Origin of the sequence: Paenibacillus nasutitermitis (genome assembly GCF_014641075.1) — a bacterium.
Taxonomy (GTDB): domain Bacteria; phylum Bacillota; class Bacilli; order Paenibacillales; family Paenibacillaceae; genus Paenibacillus_Z; species Paenibacillus_Z nasutitermitis.
In genome coordinates this window covers 1920715-1936487 of the sequence record NZ_BMHP01000001.1, presented here as the reverse complement: position 1 = coordinate 1936487, position 15773 = coordinate 1920715, and the positions used below count along the sequence as shown (strand labels likewise).

The window sequence follows — 15773 nt, the reverse complement described above, 5'->3', positions numbered from 1 at the left end:
TCTTCGAATAATGCACGATAATAAAGGTAATAAATATTTAAAATTTTCTCATTCCCATCCCCCCATTCCTTATCACAGGATAGCTTTCTGGGCAGAGTCTATTCCCGACCTGAACCGACTTAGAATGCAGGCCGATTGCGAGAATTGCTTCGGCTTGTATACGGTGTATGATTGCTTCAGCGCAGGACAGAAGCTTTCCGAAGCTACCTTCAAGGGACGAGAATGACGGCAAGCCCCCGGAAGCCGCGAAGCAAATGTTCGAGGTATTCCCGATCATGCGGCAACTTCATGAGCTGCTCTGGTATCTGACCGAAGCTCAAGCACCTGGAGATTTCATATTCCCTCCTAAACTGACATCAATCTCATCCACCACTAGTTGAATCACACTTTCATACGTCGACATTCGCCCCCCCTCCTGCTCTAATGTAACCCAATGAGAACCTTCGTTCATGATCTTTCTTACTAATAATCCAGCGAGGTACCTTATTTTGATTTATGTACGGGGGGTCGTCGCTGCGGCTCGGCAAATTACGGAGGAGTTGACGGAGCTGACGTGCATTCGATGTATATCCTATTATGGATGAATTTGATTACATCAACGGTGATGTCGTGTTGTTAAATGACAAACAGCTTACTCGGATAACCGGGTAAGCTGTTTGTATTCGACAATTACTAATTTAAGATTAAAATCATATTTCAACAGGATCCAATCTAATGGTATCCATGGAATCGGCAGCTCCTTTTTTCAAAGGCCCACCTATCTCGCCAAGTATCCGCCGTCAACGGGCACGATCACTCCCGATATATAATCGGAAGCGGCTGACGAAAGGAATATGCTGACGCCCGCCAGGTCGTCTGGATTGCCCCAGCGTCCGGCCGGTATGCGCGCGTTGACCTGCGGTAGACGGACGTCGTCATGAAGCAAATCCGTATTCATCTCCGTCGCCATATAACCTGGAGCGATGGCATTGACTTGCACGCCGCGTCCTGCCCATTCATTGGACAAGGATTTCGTCAATTGGGCGATGCCCGCCTTGCTGACCGCGTACGCGGAAGCGTTGAAGCCGCCCAGGAAACTGAGCATGGACGCCATGTTGATGATTTTTCCGTTCCCTTGGCCGACCATAATCGCCCCCGCCAAGCGGCAAAGCTGATACACCGCCGTAATGTTCAGCTCCAGCACCTTGTCCCAGCTTTCGACCGGAAGGTCGAGACAAGCTCTGCGATCGTGCATGCCCGCGTTATTGACGAGAATGTCGACCCTACCTCCAAGAACGTCAACGGATTCCCGGAAGCCGCGCTCCAAATCGGCTCTGTCCATCAAATTTCCCTTCACCACGTGCACGGTCAGACCGCTTGCGGCCAGTTCAGTCGCGGTATTCACTGCCGCATCGGCGATATCGAGGATAACGACTTCCGCGCCCGCCGTAGCCAGCGCCGCTGCGATACCCCGTCCCAAACCGCGGCCCGCCCCGGTTACGATCACCTTTCTTCCCGTCAAATCGAATAAATTCAAGTTTGCCATAGTCATTCAACCGCCCTTTTCTATCGAATGGATTACCGAACTGCTGTCGGAACTTACCGTTGCACGATCATCTTCTTGCGCGTGTAGAACTCCACGCCATCGCGCCCGTTCGCATGAAGATCGCCGTAGAACGATTTCTTGTAGCCCGAGAAAGGGAAGAACGCCATCGGGGCGGGTACGCCGACGTTCACGCCCAGCATGCCTGCGTCGATCGTATCGCGGAACTCGCGGATCGCGGCCGAGCTGTCGGTGTAGAGGCAAGCGCCGTTCGCGAATTCGGAGCGGTTGGTGATCGTGATCGCGTCCTGAAGCGTATCCGCGCGGACGATCGACAGCACCGGCGCGAAGATTTCGTCCGTCCATATGTTCATCCCTGGCTGGACCCGGTCGAAGATCGTCGGACCGACGAAATAGCCCTCGCCGCGCGCGGCGTCGACTTCGCGGCCGTCCAGCACCAGCTCGGCACCTTCCGCTTCACCCCGCTCGATATAAGATAGGGTGCGCGCTTTGTGGGATTCGCGGATCACCGGACCGAGGAATACATTCGGCTCCGATCCGTTGCCGATCGTAAGATTCGCAGCCGACTGCCGCAACGCCTCGACCAGCTTATCCGCTGCGTCCCCGACGGCGACGACGACAGAACAAGCCATGCAGCGTTCTCCGGCCGAGCCAAAAGCGGCGTTCGTGATTTCTTTCACCGCAAGCTCCAGATTGGCGTCCGGCAGAACGATGGAATGGTTCTTGGCGCCAGCCAGCGCCTGCACGCGTTTGCCGTTCGCCGCACCCGTCTTATAGACGTACTCCGCGACAGGCTGCGAACCGACGAACGAAATGGCATTGATGCCTTCGTTCTCCAACAACTCATTAACGACATCGTGCGCCCCGTGTACGATATTGAACACGCCAGCAGGCAAGCCCGCTTCCGCGAGCAGCTCGGCGAGCCGGTTCGCGAGTAGCGGCGTTCGTTCGGACGGTTTCAGCACGAACGTGTTCCCGCAAGCGATCGCCAGAGGGAACATCCAGCAGGGAACCATCATCGGAAAGTTAAAAGGAGTTATGCCGCCCACGACACCGATGGGATAACGGTACATCGCGGATTCGATGCCCGTTGCGATATCGGGCAGTACGCTGCCCATCATTAATGTGGGCGCACCCGCTGCGAATTCGACGCATTCGATGCCGCGCAGCACTTCCCCGTAAGCTTCTCCATAACTCTTGCCATTCTCGATCGTGATCAGCCTGGCCAGCTCGTCCCAGTGCTCGACCAGAATCTGCTGGTACTTGAACAGAATTCGCGCCCGCTTCGGAACCGGCTCCCTGCGCCATCGGCGCGACGCTTCCACAGCCGCCTGTATGGCTGCCTGGACGTCTTCCGCCGTTGAATACGGCACGTAAGCCAATATCTCGCCCGTCGCCGGATTCGGTACGATTTCCGTTCGGTTCGAAGCCGATGGCAACCACTCGCCGCCGATATAATTACGTATAGTTTGGATCTGATTCATAGATGGGTTCCCTCCCGAGATAGTTGTGATGGCATATGCTTTCGAATAATTTCGTCGATCTGATCCCTAGAGGGCATGGCTTCAGAGCAGCTATGGCTGGAAACGACAATGGAAGCGGACGCGCTGCCATATTCGAGACAGCGGTCTACGGCCCATCCCTGCATCAGTCCGTAGATGAAGGCCCCCGCGAACGAATCCCCGGCTCCGAACGTCTTGACAACTTGCGCGGGGAACACGCCGGCGCGATAGACGCCTCCGCCTCTCTCGAACGCGATCGAGCCGTCCCCTCCATGCTTCACGACGACCAGCCTCGCCCGATGCGCAAACCATTGCTTGGCCGTGGCGAAGTCTTCCTCTTCCGCGCCTCCGGCCTCTTCCAGCAGGTCGAACTCTTCCCGGCCTCCGAGAATGACATCGCATTGCCCCGCCGCCAGTCGGCAATACGTATAAATCTCGTCCCTGGATGCCCAAGAATAGGGACGATAGTCGATATCGAACAACAATACGACCTCATGCTTGCGAGCCAGCTCGATCACGCGGAACACCGCTTCGCGCGACGGGCTCTTCGCCAGCGCCGTGCCGCTAATCATAATCGCCTTCGCTCGCCGAATATACGCTTCGTCCACGTCGCCCGACTCCAGGTTCAGATCGGCAACATGATCTCGGTACATCAGAATGCCGCATTCGGTCGGCGACTTGATCTCCGTAAATGCCAAACCCGTCACGCTGCCCGGCCGATCGGTCACGACGCAGGCCGTATCAATTCCTTCTTGGCGCAGATAACCCGTAATGAACCGGCCGAATGCATCGTCGGCCACGCGGCCGATAAACCCGCTGCGCAATCCCAGCCTGGACGCTGCGATCGTAATATTCGCGGGAGATCCGCCAACATATTTGGTAAAGGTCCTCGTCTCCTCCATCGGCCTTTTGATCTCATTCGCGTTCAAATCAATGCACAGTCGGCCGACGCCGATCAAATCCAAATCCCGATCCGGATGAAAAACGATTTCGTTCATGATTGCTTCCTCCTTAAGTCAATGTTCACGACCATCTAATCGATTAGATGGAGTTTGAAAAAAATTTCTCTTGATTTTTTATTACAACTATCAGCGTCCCGATAAAAATAACTGGATTTCCCGTTACTGCTCAGGTCCTCCTTTATTCAGGGATGCCTGGACAGTAACGAAGAACCTAACATCGACGGAGTTCCTGCTCTTTCATCATCCTTCGCCGCCGCAAGTTTTCCGTATGACCAAATCTACCGGTAATACGACATGCCGCCGCTCCGCTTCCGCTTTGCCTATCCGTTTCAGCAGCAGCTCCGTCGCTTGTCCTCCCAGCTCGTAGCGCGGAATACGCACGGTCGTCAGTTGAACGGATCGGAATGCCGCGAGGAATAGATCGTCGAATCCCATGACGGCAACGTCTCCCGGAACCCGTAACCCGCGGTCGGCAGCTGCGTCAAGCACGCCCATCGCCCCTATGTCGCTTACGTTGATGATCGCGGTCGGTCTGGCATCCGCGGCCATATCGGCGTATTGAATCGTACGATCGTAGCTTTGCGCGTATTTGGCTTCACCCGACAACACCCATTCCGGCCGTACGTCGATCCCTGCTTCCCGCATCGCCTGCCGGTACCCGGCGACGCGCCATTCGCTGATCGGGGAACCCTCGACGCCCGACAGGAATGCGATCCGTCGATGACCTAGCGCAAGCATGTGACGAGCGGCGATCTTGCCGCCCCCGAAGTTGTCCGATTCTATCAGGTCTGCGCCCAGTCCCTCCAAACGGCGGTGCGCCAATACGACGGGAAAACCTCGGTCCAGAAGCGATTCCAACAGCTCGCGATCCGCTTCCAGCGCCGTCGTGACGATCAGCCCGTCGATCTTGCCTTCGCGGGCTTGCGACACAGCTTGCCTCATTCGCTCCGGCTCATCGTTCGTATTAATCATATGCACGGCGTAACCGTGTCGCTGCGCGACGTCCTCGCAAGCTTTAGCAAGATCTGGGTAGAACGGGTTGGAAATATCCGAGACGATAAGTCCGATTGTCCGACTCTCCCTTGCTCGCAGCCCGCGGGCAGCGGCATTCGGAACATAGTTCAACTCTTGAATGGCCGCGATTACCCGTTCTTTCTTGTCCGGGCTGACGTACCGGGTATTGTTTAGCACATAGGACACGGTCGCGACGGAAACGCCCGCATGCCTTGCGATATCTTTGATCGTACTCATCCTGATCTGAAACCTCCGGTCTAACCGTTTAGATGAGACGAGTATAACATATAACGCCTCGTTCGATCCGCCTGCGACGACGTTCTACCGACGTATACAGCCGCCCGCGATTCCCCTCATCTCCGGAATTTGCGGAGGAGGTCGACCAGCGTTACCGGATCCGAATCGCCATACCAGCGAAAGGTCAGCTTCATTGGCCATTTGCCCCTCTCCTCTGTTGATCCCTGTATACCTGCGGAGTCACCCCGTGATATTTTTTAAAGGCGTAATTGAATGAATGAGGACGCTGATAACCGAGCTTGGCGGCGATCTCATACGTCTTCTCGCGGCTGTTCGAAAGCAAGTATACGGCCTTCTCCATACGCAATTGCTGAATGTAATCGCTGATGTTCCCGCCTGTCTCCAGCTTGTAGATTTTCGAAATATACACCGGATGCATATGAACATGATCGGCAATACCCTGCAGCGTCACGTCTTTCGACAGATTCTCGTCGATGAATTTATGAATGGAGCGGATGAGATCGGAACGGCTGTCCTTCATCTCGCGGTCCCTGTCTTCCGACAAACGTTGCAGCACTCGCAACGACCATTCCCGCAAATGCGGAATAGAGCGGAACGGAATACCGTTCGTTGTCAATTTCCCGTAGTCCTCTCCGATCAAGTCGGATAAGGGCTGTCCATTCTTATGTGAAATGTACGAGTATGCGGAAGAAACGGCGAAGTACACTTCAAGCAGGTGCTCTTGCGAATGGGGGCTGGAAGACTTGTTCTTCAGCTCTTCGAAGATGCGCTCCAGCTTCTCTGCCATGTCATCCCAGCGGCCGGCTTCAAGCAAATGTATGAGCGTCGGCGGCTCGTACAGGCAGCGGAGCGATTCGACGTCAAAGCCTGAGGTTTCCCCTGCGACCCGCATGAACAAGCCCTGCTCGCTGCCGATCCTCTTGCGCGCGGCGGATACGCAACCGTCGTATAGATCCGGTACTTCGCTCGGGAATAGGCCGGACTCGCTCGCGACCACAGAGATGTTCCCCTTCAAGTAGCTTTTCACGGCCGCTTGCAATTGCGACGCCGTCCGCTCGAATACGATCCCCCGTTGTCCCGTCTCTACACGTTCATCAGCGATCGCCAAGAAAATCAAATAGTCGTGCGCGTCCTTCGCATGCCAGAGATGGAACATTCCGCTGAACAATTCCTCCGCCATGTTGCCGATGGCGTATTCGATCAACGACTGACCGCGATAATCGTAATCGGCGAACGTCTCCTCCAACCGGACGAGCATGAGAAAACAGGATTGTCCATATAAGTCCGGCAAAGCCAATGCCGACATCTTCTCCCTAAGCGTCTCTTCTCTCCTTACCGCTCCCTGAAGCAATTCAAGCAGCAGATTACCCTTCAGCAGCGGCATATTCTCGTTCAGTGTCCGGGTCAGGTTCTGAACGGACAGAATCTGCTCCCATTCATCGAACAATTTCCCCCGCAGCTTCGCGACGGTATCCAGCAGCTCCTGCTCCGTCACCGGCTTGAGCAAGTAATCCTCGACCTGATTCTGGATCGCTTCCTTGGCGTAATGAAAATCGGAGTAGCCGGACAGGAGAACACATTTGGTCTTGCTCCACTCGCGCCTGATCCGGGCAATAAGATCAAGCCCCGACATCCCCGGCATTTGAATATCCGTTATGACGATATCAATCGAGAATTGCTCCAGTAGGACCAACGCTTCGTGACCTGAATAAGCGCGATACACTTGCCCGATTCCGATACTCTTCCAATCGATCGTCGTCGCTAACCGATCGACAACGTGCGACTCGTCGTCCACGATTAACAGTTGCATTACTCGTCCTCCTTGTCCGGATGTTTCGGCGCTTCCTCATCCTCGCCGCGCGTCCACTTGATCGTCGCGCTGAAGCCGCCCAACGGCAGCTGTTCGAACGTCAAGCCCGATTGCCCGCCGAATCGGTATTGCAAGCGACGGTGCACGTTCCAGGTCCCGCAGCCGATCTCTTCGGACATCTGCTGCGTCAGTTCGGCCTGCAGATCGCGCAGCCGCTCCGGCTCCATGCCGGCTCCGTCGTCCTCCACGAAAATCATATTGTACCGATCATCCTGCTTGCCCGTAATCGTAATCATCCCGCCGTCCGGCGACTTCTCGATGCCGTGGACGATCGCGTTCTCCACGATGGGCTGCAAGATCAGCCTCGGCAACTCCAACGCGAGCATCTTCTCCGGCACGTCGATCTCGAACTGGACGCGACCCATGCGCAGGTTTTGGATGCTCAGATAGTTGCGAACGAGCTCCAATTCCTCTTCCAGCGTCACGGATTGATTTTCCACCCGCGTCGTATAACGGTAATACTGTGCCAGGTTCTGCGACATATTCACGACCGACTCCCGATCGTCCATCGCCGCAGAATTAATGATGAAGAACAGCGAATTATACAAAAAGTGCGGGTTGATCTGTGATTGAAGCTGCTTAAGCGTCGCTTCGCGAGATCTTAGCTTCTCCGCGTAGACGTCTTCGATAAGAAGCTGAATCTGGTCCGCCATCTCGTTGAATTGGAAGATGAGGTAGTCAAACTCATTCTTGGCCTGATAACGAATGCGAGCAGAATAGTCTCCCCGCTTGATCCGCTGCACGTTGCCGATCAGTTTCCCGAGCGGACGCTGCACGTTCCTGTACAGCAGGAACGAAGCCCCGACCGCCAAGACGAGCAACAGGCCAATAATGACGTAGAAGAAGTTCCGTTGCTCCGTAATCGGCGTGATGACGCTCTGGTAAGGCGTATAATCGATCAGGTACCAGCCCAATTGCTTGGACTTTACGTAGCTGACGAGATACTGCTCCTCGCCCAGCTTTATGAGCCGTTGTCCGGAATCGGACCCGGTAATCGCATCCCGTTGTATGAGATCGATCAATTGCCATGTTTGCTTCTCGGAAGAAGAACCGTTCAGAACGGGCCTCTCGCCTGGCAAGTACAAAAAAGGATCGTTGTTCTTGCCGTTCTTGTACGCGTCAAGCATCGAGGTTAGATTATTCGTGCCGAATCGCACTCGGAATACGGCGCTGGTCGATTCCTTAAGCCTTTCATTGGCGGGTTCGCCGATCTCGTGAACGAAATACCGGCCTCCCTTGTCGCTGCCATCCTCTTCCGCCAGGTAAGTCCAACGCGTATAGACGGGTCCCTTCATCTCCCGATCGGAATCCATCAAGAAGATGTTAGAAGATAGGTTTCGCCGCTCCTGAGGGAGGATCACGGACAAGTCGTTCTTCCAACCGTTCGATACGCTTTGCAAGCTCAGCTTCTCCATAATCCGGTATTCCGCGTTGCGCGCGTCGAACTCTAGAGCCGGACGGCGATCGAGGTATTCCCGGATGTACGGATCGTAGCTCAGCAATACCGGAAACATGGAGAGCTGTTCGACATTCGTATCCAACTGGTTCATGAGAAACGTCAGTTGATTCAGGTTCGTCGTCTCGATTTGCTTGCGCACGACTTCCGTACTCGTACTCGTCGAAACGCTGTACAAAATCAGGATCGGAAGCAGCAGAAGGAAGAGCAGGAGAACCATTTTGCGAAAAGTATGATGCTTGAACATCGGCTCTCCCCCTTAGGATGTGAGAGGGGCGCTGCTATTCCCGAGCCTGCAGATCCCTTATCCTTTGACGGCACCCGCGGAAAGTCCGCTGACCACGTACCGCTGGGCGATCAAGGCTATAACGAGCACGGGAAGGGTAATGATGCAGGCCGCGGCCATTAACCCGCCCCAGTTGATCTCAGCATAGGACATAAAGTTGAATACTGCAATTGGTAACGTTTTCGTCTTATCGCCGGCTAGAATGATCGAGAACAAAAAGTTATTCCACGAAAAAATAAAGGACAACAGAGAAGACGTAATGATACCCGCGCCGGACATCGGCAGCACGATGCGCCGGAACACCTGATGGGGCGAGCAACCGTCGATCGCCCCGGCTTCCTCCACCTCATGCGGAAGCTTCTCGAAGAAAGAGATCATGATCCAGACGATGAACGGTAAGCCGACCAGCATGTGGCTCAATACGAGCGACACATAGGTGTCTACCAATTCTAATTTCGAGAAAATAATATACCACGGAATCAGGAACGAAATGCCGGGCACGATTCGGGCGACAAGGATAACGAGCCCAAGGCCCTGCAATCTGTATTTGGCGATCGAATAAGCCGCCGGCAATCCGAGCAGTAGTGACAGCAAGGTCGAAACGACTGCGACGATCATACTGTTCACGATATATTTCAGGAAATCATATTGTTGGAATACGTTGACGTAATTATCGGTCGTCGGCGTAAATACGAATGTCTGGTCACTGGACATAATCTGCGATTGCGTCTTGAAGGATGCGAGTAACATCCAGACGAATGGAAACACGAATACGAGTAGGACAAGCACGGTCAACGCCGCCAGAATGAACTTCGTCGTTTTCTTCTTATTCATCACGCCGCCTCCAATCGTTTCTTCAACCAGATCAGCAACAGCGTGAACGCCATAACGATCAAGAAGAAAATAACAAGCAGAGCGGAAGTTGATCCCATTTTGAAGTATTGGAAGCCAAGCACGTAACCATAAATATTAAGTGTTTCCGATTTGAAGTTAGGACCGCCTTGCGTCGTGGCATAGATGATATCGAACGTCTTTAGCACGTCTATTAAACGGAGCATCAGAGCAATGATGATCGTCGGCTTGAGCAGCGGCAACGTAATGTGAACGAACTTCTGCCATGCGGTTGCTCCGTCCACGTCGGCCGATTCGTAAGGATCCACGGGCAGCGTGGACAACCCCGCCATGAGAATAAGCGCGACCATCGGCGTCCATTGCCATACGTCGACCACGATCAAGGACGGAATAACTTGCGTCATGGAAGCGAGAAAGAGCTGCGGCTCAATGCCGATCGACTTCAGAATCGTATTGGCGGCGCCGATCGTCGGTTCGTAGATCAGCATCCACACGAGGCCCATGGCGACAGGCGTAGCGACCATCGGGAGCAGGAACAGCGTTTTCGCAATATTTTTTCCTTTGAAGGAACGATTGAACAACACCGCAATCGCGAGACCGAGAACCATCTCGGCGAACAACGCGACAAAAGTAAAATAAAACGTATTAAATACGGAGTCCCAAAACCGCTCGTCCTTGAACAGTTCAATATAATTCGCGAGCCCTACGAATTCCGGCGGCGTAACCGCGGACATGCTCCACTCGTAAAAGCTGATCCATACCGTATAACCAATCGGAAACAGCATCATGACAAGCACAAAAACAAGCGCGGGCAGGATGTACATCCATTTCAAGTTGCGATCGGTCCAATTATAACCCATGCGTATCATCCTTTCCAAAACCGTTTCAAGGGCCATGTTCGAAAACCTATGGCCCTTGAACGGGGTCTCAAGCCCCTATAAGAGAAAGTTACTTTTTATTGTCCCTGTCGATGATCGCTTGCAGATTGGCGTTTGCTTTATCCGCCGCTGCTTGAACGTCCTTATCGCCGGTGATCACTTTCATGACGACTTCTCCGACAGCGTCGCGCGCTTCGCCGACAGCCACAACGAGCGGACGGTCATGGCCTACGCCATTGGCGATGGATTGTTTAATGATCGGCACCAGCTCTTCCGGGAACGTCTTCGTCGCATCCGGGTTGTCCCATACGGAAGTCCGGGCGCCGGGATTTCCTTTCTGCTGCGTCTTCAAGACATTTTCCTTGTTGGTCGCCCATTGGATCAATTCCCATGCGGCCTCTTTATTCTTCGATCTCTCGTTAATCGACAGTGCCCATGCCGTTACGTTCACCGGCTTGGAACCCGCTGCTCCTGCCGGGAACAATGCGAAGCCGACTTTGTCGCCGATCTTCGATTTCTCCGGATCGATGGCGTTCGTGTATAGAGAATCCGCATCCGTCAGGAAAGCGACTTTGCCTTGTGCGAAAGCGCCGAACGCTTGCGGCCAAGACATGTTAAGTACGCCGGGAGGTCCGTAATCCTTAAGCAGCGTGCCGTAAGTCGTCATTGCCTTAACCGCTTCGGGTGTATTGATGGACGCTTTGCCATCGGTGATGTAGTCCCCACCCTCGGAGAAGATGTACGAAGCGAGCTGGGTTACGAGCGGAGAACGTTGGCCCCGTGCGACGAAGCCGTACATTTCGGAATCCGGATCGTTCAGCTTCTTCGCGGCGGCGACCAGCTCGTCGAGCGTCTTCGGCACCGAAATACCCGCTTGCTCCAACAGATCCTTCCGGTAGTACAACACGCCGCGTTCCGTAATGATCGGAATACCGGCGAGCTTGCCATCGATCGTTGTTGTGTTGACCGCCGACGCGGAGATATCGGCGAAATCGTAATCGGCATCTACCTTCGTATAGTCGTCTAACGGAGCGACCCATCCATTCTTGAAGAAAAGGCGGCCATCCTGGAGTGGACGGTACATGAAGACGTCCGGCGTCTCCGAACCCGCGGTGAATTGCACGGTCAACTTCTGCGTCAATTGATCTTCGAAGTAATTTTCGACTTTGACTTTAATACCCGTTGCAGCCTCGAACTCCGGCAGAAGCGGCGTGATCGCTTCAGTCCAAGGATGGTTGGCCGTAACCAAAGTGACCGTCTGGCCCGCGAACGGCTTGTCCGATACCGCCGATGCGGAACCGGACGTCGTGTTAGCCGGCGATGAATCGGCAGGAGTGTTGTTGCCGCCGCATCCGGCGAGAATGCTAGCGGTTACAAGAATTGCAGTACCGGTACCGATTAACTTCTTATTCATAGCTGAACCCCCCAATAATGTGTAAGTGTTTACGATTTCATCATAATGGCGCGGATGAATATAGGATATAACCGAGATTTAACTTCGATAACGAAACCTTAATGAGTTTTTTCGGCGGACAGACATTGCAGATAGAGCGAATTCATGGCTTCCACGGTGCCCGCAGAGGAGTCGAAATTCCCTGTGGATCTCCGCTTAAGCGCCTTGTGCAAAAGTATTCCGGCCTTCTCCTGGAATTCCGGGAAATACTTGTTGCGCGGCCGCATATAACTTAATTCCATCGTACGCAGCGTACCCTGGAAAAAGCCGCCGCACATCTCGTTCGCTTTCGCATCCCACCAAGCATCGGCATGACCCGGCTGACCGCCGCTCTCGACGTAAAGCGTACGCTGCACGTTTTCGCTTGCCGCGAACATGGCGAATTCGACCGCGAGCGGAACATGCGAGGAGAATGCCGATACCGCGATGCCGACACCGCCGAGCAAGCTGCCGCGGGGCTCGCGGGAAATCGCCGGAATGTCGGCGAAACGCAGAAGCTTCGCGGCGAAGCCCTGCCTGGCGTAATTCGTATATCCGAACGCGCAAGGAATGTAATGGATCTCTTCACTGGACGCCATCCGATCGTACATTTGAATCGGATTGCTGTCCAGCGAAGTCGGATGCAAATGCGGTAGGATTTCGAAGAGCAGATCAATCGCAGCTTCGCCGACGGAATTTTCTATTCCTACGCCTTCGTCGAAGAACGTCGGGCCGTCGATGCCCGCGCATAGGCTCAAGAAGCTGCACATGGCGTCGGTTGGGCCCAGAGGCCACCCTACTCGGCTTCCGGTAGCTCCGGCCATCCGCTTGGCCAGAACCAGCACCTGCTGCCATGTACGCGGTAGGTCCTGCTCGTTCATCAAGTCGGGTCGGTAGGCCGCCACTTGAGCGGCGGCGTCGACCGCGAGCGCCCATTGCCGATCTCCCCACCGGTAGCTGATGTGGCTCGGTCCTACTGAGTTCTCCTCCTGATCCCTCAAGTAAGATGCGGGAATGGAGTCATCAAGCGGAACGAGCACGTTCTGACTCGAACTGATACCGACATGCGGATGATCGATCAGCAGGATGTCGTATTCCCTCGCGAGCCGGTCTATCGGATAATCCCCGAAGTCTTTTAAGGAACGGCGATCCCACGCGATCTCGAATCCCGAATGCGATTCGCGGAACTTCTCCGTCGCGGCCAATAATGGCGCATAACCTCTGATATGGTCCCACGTCATGCCTCTTAGCTTCACCATCGAATAATACCTCCGTTCGGCCGATTACAGAACACCGTCGCGCTGCATGCCGGCAATCTCTTCGTCCGAATAACCGAGTTCCCGCAGAATCTCCTCGTTATGTTCCCCGATCCGCGGCGGATGGCGATCGATCTCCCCGGGTGTCTCACTGAATTTCACGGGAATGTTGACCGTTCGTACCGTCCCGGCGGTCGGATGCTCGTAGGAAGCGAACGCGCCAAGATGGACCGCTTGCGGATCCAGTTCGGCTTCGAGGTGGTTTTTGACTTCGGATACCCACATATCCCGCTTCAGCATTGTCTCCACCCAATACGCCGTCGTATTCTTCACCACGCTCGCTTGGATGCGGAAAAACACTTCGTCACGCTTATCGTAGAGCGTTTGGGGATCGTCATAAGCATTCAAACCCTCGTCTTCGAGCACCTCGGCCAGTACCGGAATCGGATTGACAGAGATGCACATATAGCCGTCGGCCGTACGGTAAATGCCGAACGGCGCCGATTGCCCCGGGTGGGCGATGCCGGAATGGGGGCGATCGAACAGCTTACCCGAATTGAGCGTAACGGCGAACTCTTGCAGCTGGTGAGTCAGCAAGCATTGATATAGATTGATCTCCAGTTTCTGTCCTTTGCCGGTTTTCTCCCTGTAGTACAAAGCCGACAGCAGCCCGTATACGATGTTGTACGCGCCGAGCTGATCGGCGATTCCCGTACCTAGCGGGATCGGCGGATCTTCATGGCGTCCCGTCAGCGTCGTAAGACCGCTCAGCGACTGGATCATCAAATCCTGACCGGGACGATCGGCGTAAGGGCCGTCCTGCCCGTAACCCGTACTGGAGCAATAAATGATCCGCGGATTGATTTTCTTGAGATCCTCGTAACCGAAACCGAGCTTCTGCATGACCCCCGGACGGAAGTTCTCCACCACGATGTCGCATTCCGCCACCAGCTTGCCGATGATTTCTTTCGTTGCGGCCGCTTTAAGATCCAAAGCCAGCGACCGCTTATTCCTGTTAAAAGCCAAATAGCACGGCGATTCGGTTCCGCCGACCCAATATTTCAAGAACGTCCAGGCCCGGTAGCTGTCCCCGGTGCCTTTACGTTCGATCTTAATCACGTCCGCACCGAGGTCCCCGAACATTTGCGTAGCAAACGGTCCTTGCAGCAAATGCGTAAAATCCAAAATCTTAACGCCAGCAAGCGCCTTATCCATTGTTCATCCTCCTACTCTTTCCTCGGCCCGCGCGCAAGGAAGCGGCTTATTTACCGGTAAAATTGGGTGTCCTTTTCTCCGAGAAAGCCGCGATGCCTTCTTTCCCGTCCGCGCTATGGAACAGGTTGGCGAGATAAGACCGGTCATACGCTTGCGCGGTTTCGAGACTAGCGTCCCGGCCTTCGTGAATCAGTCTCTTCAACGCCTGTACGGCCAACGGCGCCTGATCCGCGATCGTTCGCGCGAACGCGGTCGCGGTTTCGAGCAGCTCGTCCGGTTCCGTTACCTGATTAACGAACTGCAGCGACTTGCCTTCCTCCGCTGTCACGAACCGTCCGGTCATCGTCAGCTCTCTTGCCATGAACGGACCGACGATCCGCGCGATTTTCTGAATACCGCCTCCCCCAGGCACGAGTCCCAGCTTCACTTCCGGAAGCCCGAACTTCGCCTTCTCCGAGGCAATGACCAAATCGCAGGAGAGCACGAGCTCGAATCCTCCGCCTAACGCGTAACCGTTAACGGCCGCGATGACAGGTTGCGGGCAGCTCTCGACTGCACGGTACAAGCTGCGCCCCTTCTGCTGGAACGCGATAAAACGACCGATATCGAAGCCGTTATATCCCTCGATATCAGCCCCGGCCATAAACCCTTTTCCCGTGCCGGTCAGGACGACTGCCCGGATATCGTGCCGCTCTTGAAGGCGCTGAAAGCAGTCGGTCAGTTCAGCCATCAAGTCGTCGTTCATCGCATTGAGCTTCTCTTCCCGCCGAATGGTCGCGAGAAGCACGCCTTCCCGCTCGTCCTGCTGCAAATATTTATAGGAAGACCTCATTCCATCAACCCCCTTCGTTGAAAGGTAAACTTCTTACAACCTCATCATAAGGTCGGGGGGAGCAAGATTATATAACCGATATTTAACTTCGATAACGAAACATTAGTCGAATTCAGCAGGTCGGTGTCCGCGGCGATGCCATGCCGAAAAACCTTGATGTACCGACAATGGCGACAGCAAGGTTTTTCGGGGAAGGTTATATGCAATTGTACCGGATGATTCGACAAATGAAAGAAGTATGACAACTGTCTGTCATACTTCTTCATAAAGTTGGAGCGTATTTTGAAGCTGTTCTTTTAGGATCCTTCTTCATAAAGTTGGAGCGTATTTTGAAGCTGTTCTTTTAGTATCCCTCGCAGTGCAAAAGGCCCCATGACTTCGGCGCCGAAGCCGAACTAAGAAGTATGGGCCAAAGCC

General features: G+C 54.4%; 12 protein-coding genes and 1 pseudogene. 1 reads left to right on the top strand and 12 read right to left on the bottom strand.

Going from position 1 to position 15773, the window contains the following annotated elements:
* Positions 1-124: 124 nt before the first annotated feature.
* Positions 125-317, top strand: a pseudogene (locus tag IEY46_RS08210) (pentapeptide repeat-containing protein); the annotation flags it as partial.
* 440 nt (positions 318-757) lie between these two features.
* On the opposite strand, the gene IEY46_RS08205 reads toward IEY46_RS08210, so the two are convergent.
* The 12 genes from IEY46_RS08205 to IEY46_RS08150 all read right to left on the bottom strand — a co-directional run bounded on the left by IEY46_RS08205 (position 758) and on the right by IEY46_RS08150 (position 15356).
* Positions 758-1525, bottom strand: a complete 768-nt coding sequence (locus IEY46_RS08205) for an SDR family oxidoreductase (RefSeq protein WP_188990848.1) — start codon at positions 1523-1525, stop codon at positions 758-760.
* Between the two features lie 53 nt (positions 1526-1578).
* A complete protein-coding gene (locus tag IEY46_RS08200; RefSeq protein WP_188990846.1) occupies positions 1579-3027 on the bottom strand; it encodes a CoA-acylating methylmalonate-semialdehyde dehydrogenase in 1449 nt (482 codons plus the stop codon).
* Entirely contained in the window at positions 3024-4043 is a 1020-nt protein-coding gene (gene iolC, locus IEY46_RS08195; protein WP_188990844.1) for a 5-dehydro-2-deoxygluconokinase, read from the bottom strand. The genes IEY46_RS08200 and iolC overlap by 4 nt, the downstream gene beginning before the upstream one ends.
* A 204-nt stretch (positions 4044-4247) precedes the next feature.
* Positions 4248-5258: a LacI family DNA-binding transcriptional regulator gene (locus tag IEY46_RS08190; protein ID WP_188990842.1), complete on the bottom strand. Its 1011-nt coding sequence runs from the start codon at positions 5256-5258 to the stop codon at positions 4248-4250.
* 190 nt (positions 5259-5448) lie between these two features.
* Entirely contained in the window at positions 5449-7089 is a 1641-nt protein-coding gene (locus IEY46_RS08185) for a response regulator transcription factor (RefSeq protein WP_188990840.1), read from the bottom strand.
* Positions 7089-8852, bottom strand: coding sequence for a sensor histidine kinase (locus tag IEY46_RS08180; RefSeq protein ID WP_188990838.1), 1764 nt, complete (start codon positions 8850-8852; stop codon positions 7089-7091). Before IEY46_RS08180 ends, IEY46_RS08185 begins: the two co-directional genes overlap by 1 nt.
* Before the next feature lie 57 nt (positions 8853-8909).
* Positions 8910-9725 (bottom strand): carbohydrate ABC transporter permease, encoded by an 816-nt coding sequence (locus tag IEY46_RS08175; RefSeq protein ID WP_188990836.1) that lies wholly within the window; start codon positions 9723-9725, stop codon positions 8910-8912.
* On the bottom strand, positions 9725-10603 hold the full coding sequence (locus IEY46_RS08170; protein WP_188990834.1) for a carbohydrate ABC transporter permease: 879 nt from the start codon (positions 10601-10603) through the stop codon (positions 9725-9727). Before IEY46_RS08170 ends, IEY46_RS08175 begins: the two co-directional genes overlap by 1 nt.
* Positions 10604-10691: 88 nt before the next feature.
* Complete coding sequence (locus IEY46_RS08165; protein WP_188990832.1) at positions 10692-12035, bottom strand: ABC transporter substrate-binding protein; 1344 nt, start codon at positions 12033-12035, stop codon at positions 10692-10694.
* 98 nt (positions 12036-12133) lie between these two features.
* Entirely contained in the window at positions 12134-13312 is a 1179-nt protein-coding gene (locus IEY46_RS08160) for an ABC transporter substrate-binding protein (protein ID WP_188990830.1), read from the bottom strand.
* A 24-nt stretch (positions 13313-13336) separates the two neighbouring features.
* A complete protein-coding gene (locus IEY46_RS08155; RefSeq protein ID WP_188990828.1) occupies positions 13337-14524 on the bottom strand; it encodes a CaiB/BaiF CoA transferase family protein in 1188 nt (395 codons plus the stop codon).
* Positions 14525-14570: 46 nt separating this feature from the next.
* Entirely contained in the window at positions 14571-15356 is a 786-nt protein-coding gene (locus tag IEY46_RS08150) for an enoyl-CoA hydratase/isomerase family protein (RefSeq protein WP_188990825.1), read from the bottom strand.
* Positions 15357-15773 lie beyond the last annotated feature (417 nt).

Excerpts from the sequence above, each read along its gene's own strand:
- IEY46_RS08205 (WP_188990848.1), bottom strand. The coding sequence starts at position 1,525 with ATGGCAAACTTGAATTTATTCGATTTGACGGGAAGAAAGGTGATCGTA.
- IEY46_RS08200 (WP_188990846.1), bottom strand. The coding sequence starts at position 3,027 with ATGAATCAGATCCAAACTATACGTAATTATATCGGCGGCGAGTGGTTG.
- iolC (WP_188990844.1), bottom strand. The coding sequence starts at position 4,043 with ATGAACGAAATCGTTTTTCATCCGGATCGGGATTTGGATTTGATCGGC.
- IEY46_RS08190 (WP_188990842.1), bottom strand. The coding sequence starts at position 5,258 with ATGAGTACGATCAAAGATATCGCAAGGCATGCGGGCGTTTCCGTCGCG.
- IEY46_RS08185 (WP_188990840.1), bottom strand. The coding sequence starts at position 7,089 with ATGCAACTGTTAATCGTGGACGACGAGTCGCACGTTGTCGATCGGTTA.
- IEY46_RS08180 (WP_188990838.1), bottom strand. The coding sequence starts at position 8,852 with ATGTTCAAGCATCATACTTTTCGCAAAATGGTTCTCCTGCTCTTCCTT.
- IEY46_RS08175 (WP_188990836.1), bottom strand. The coding sequence starts at position 9,725 with ATGAATAAGAAGAAAACGACGAAGTTCATTCTGGCGGCGTTGACCGTG.
- IEY46_RS08170 (WP_188990834.1), bottom strand. The coding sequence starts at position 10,603 with ATGGGTTATAATTGGACCGATCGCAACTTGAAATGGATGTACATCCTG.
- IEY46_RS08165 (WP_188990832.1), bottom strand. The coding sequence starts at position 12,035 with ATGAATAAGAAGTTAATCGGTACCGGTACTGCAATTCTTGTAACCGCT.
- IEY46_RS08160 (WP_188990830.1), bottom strand. The coding sequence starts at position 13,312 with ATGGTGAAGCTAAGAGGCATGACGTGGGACCATATCAGAGGTTATGCG.
- IEY46_RS08155 (WP_188990828.1), bottom strand. The coding sequence starts at position 14,524 with ATGGATAAGGCGCTTGCTGGCGTTAAGATTTTGGATTTTACGCATTTG.
- IEY46_RS08150 (WP_188990825.1), bottom strand. The coding sequence starts at position 15,356 with ATGAGGTCTTCCTATAAATATTTGCAGCAGGACGAGCGGGAAGGCGTG.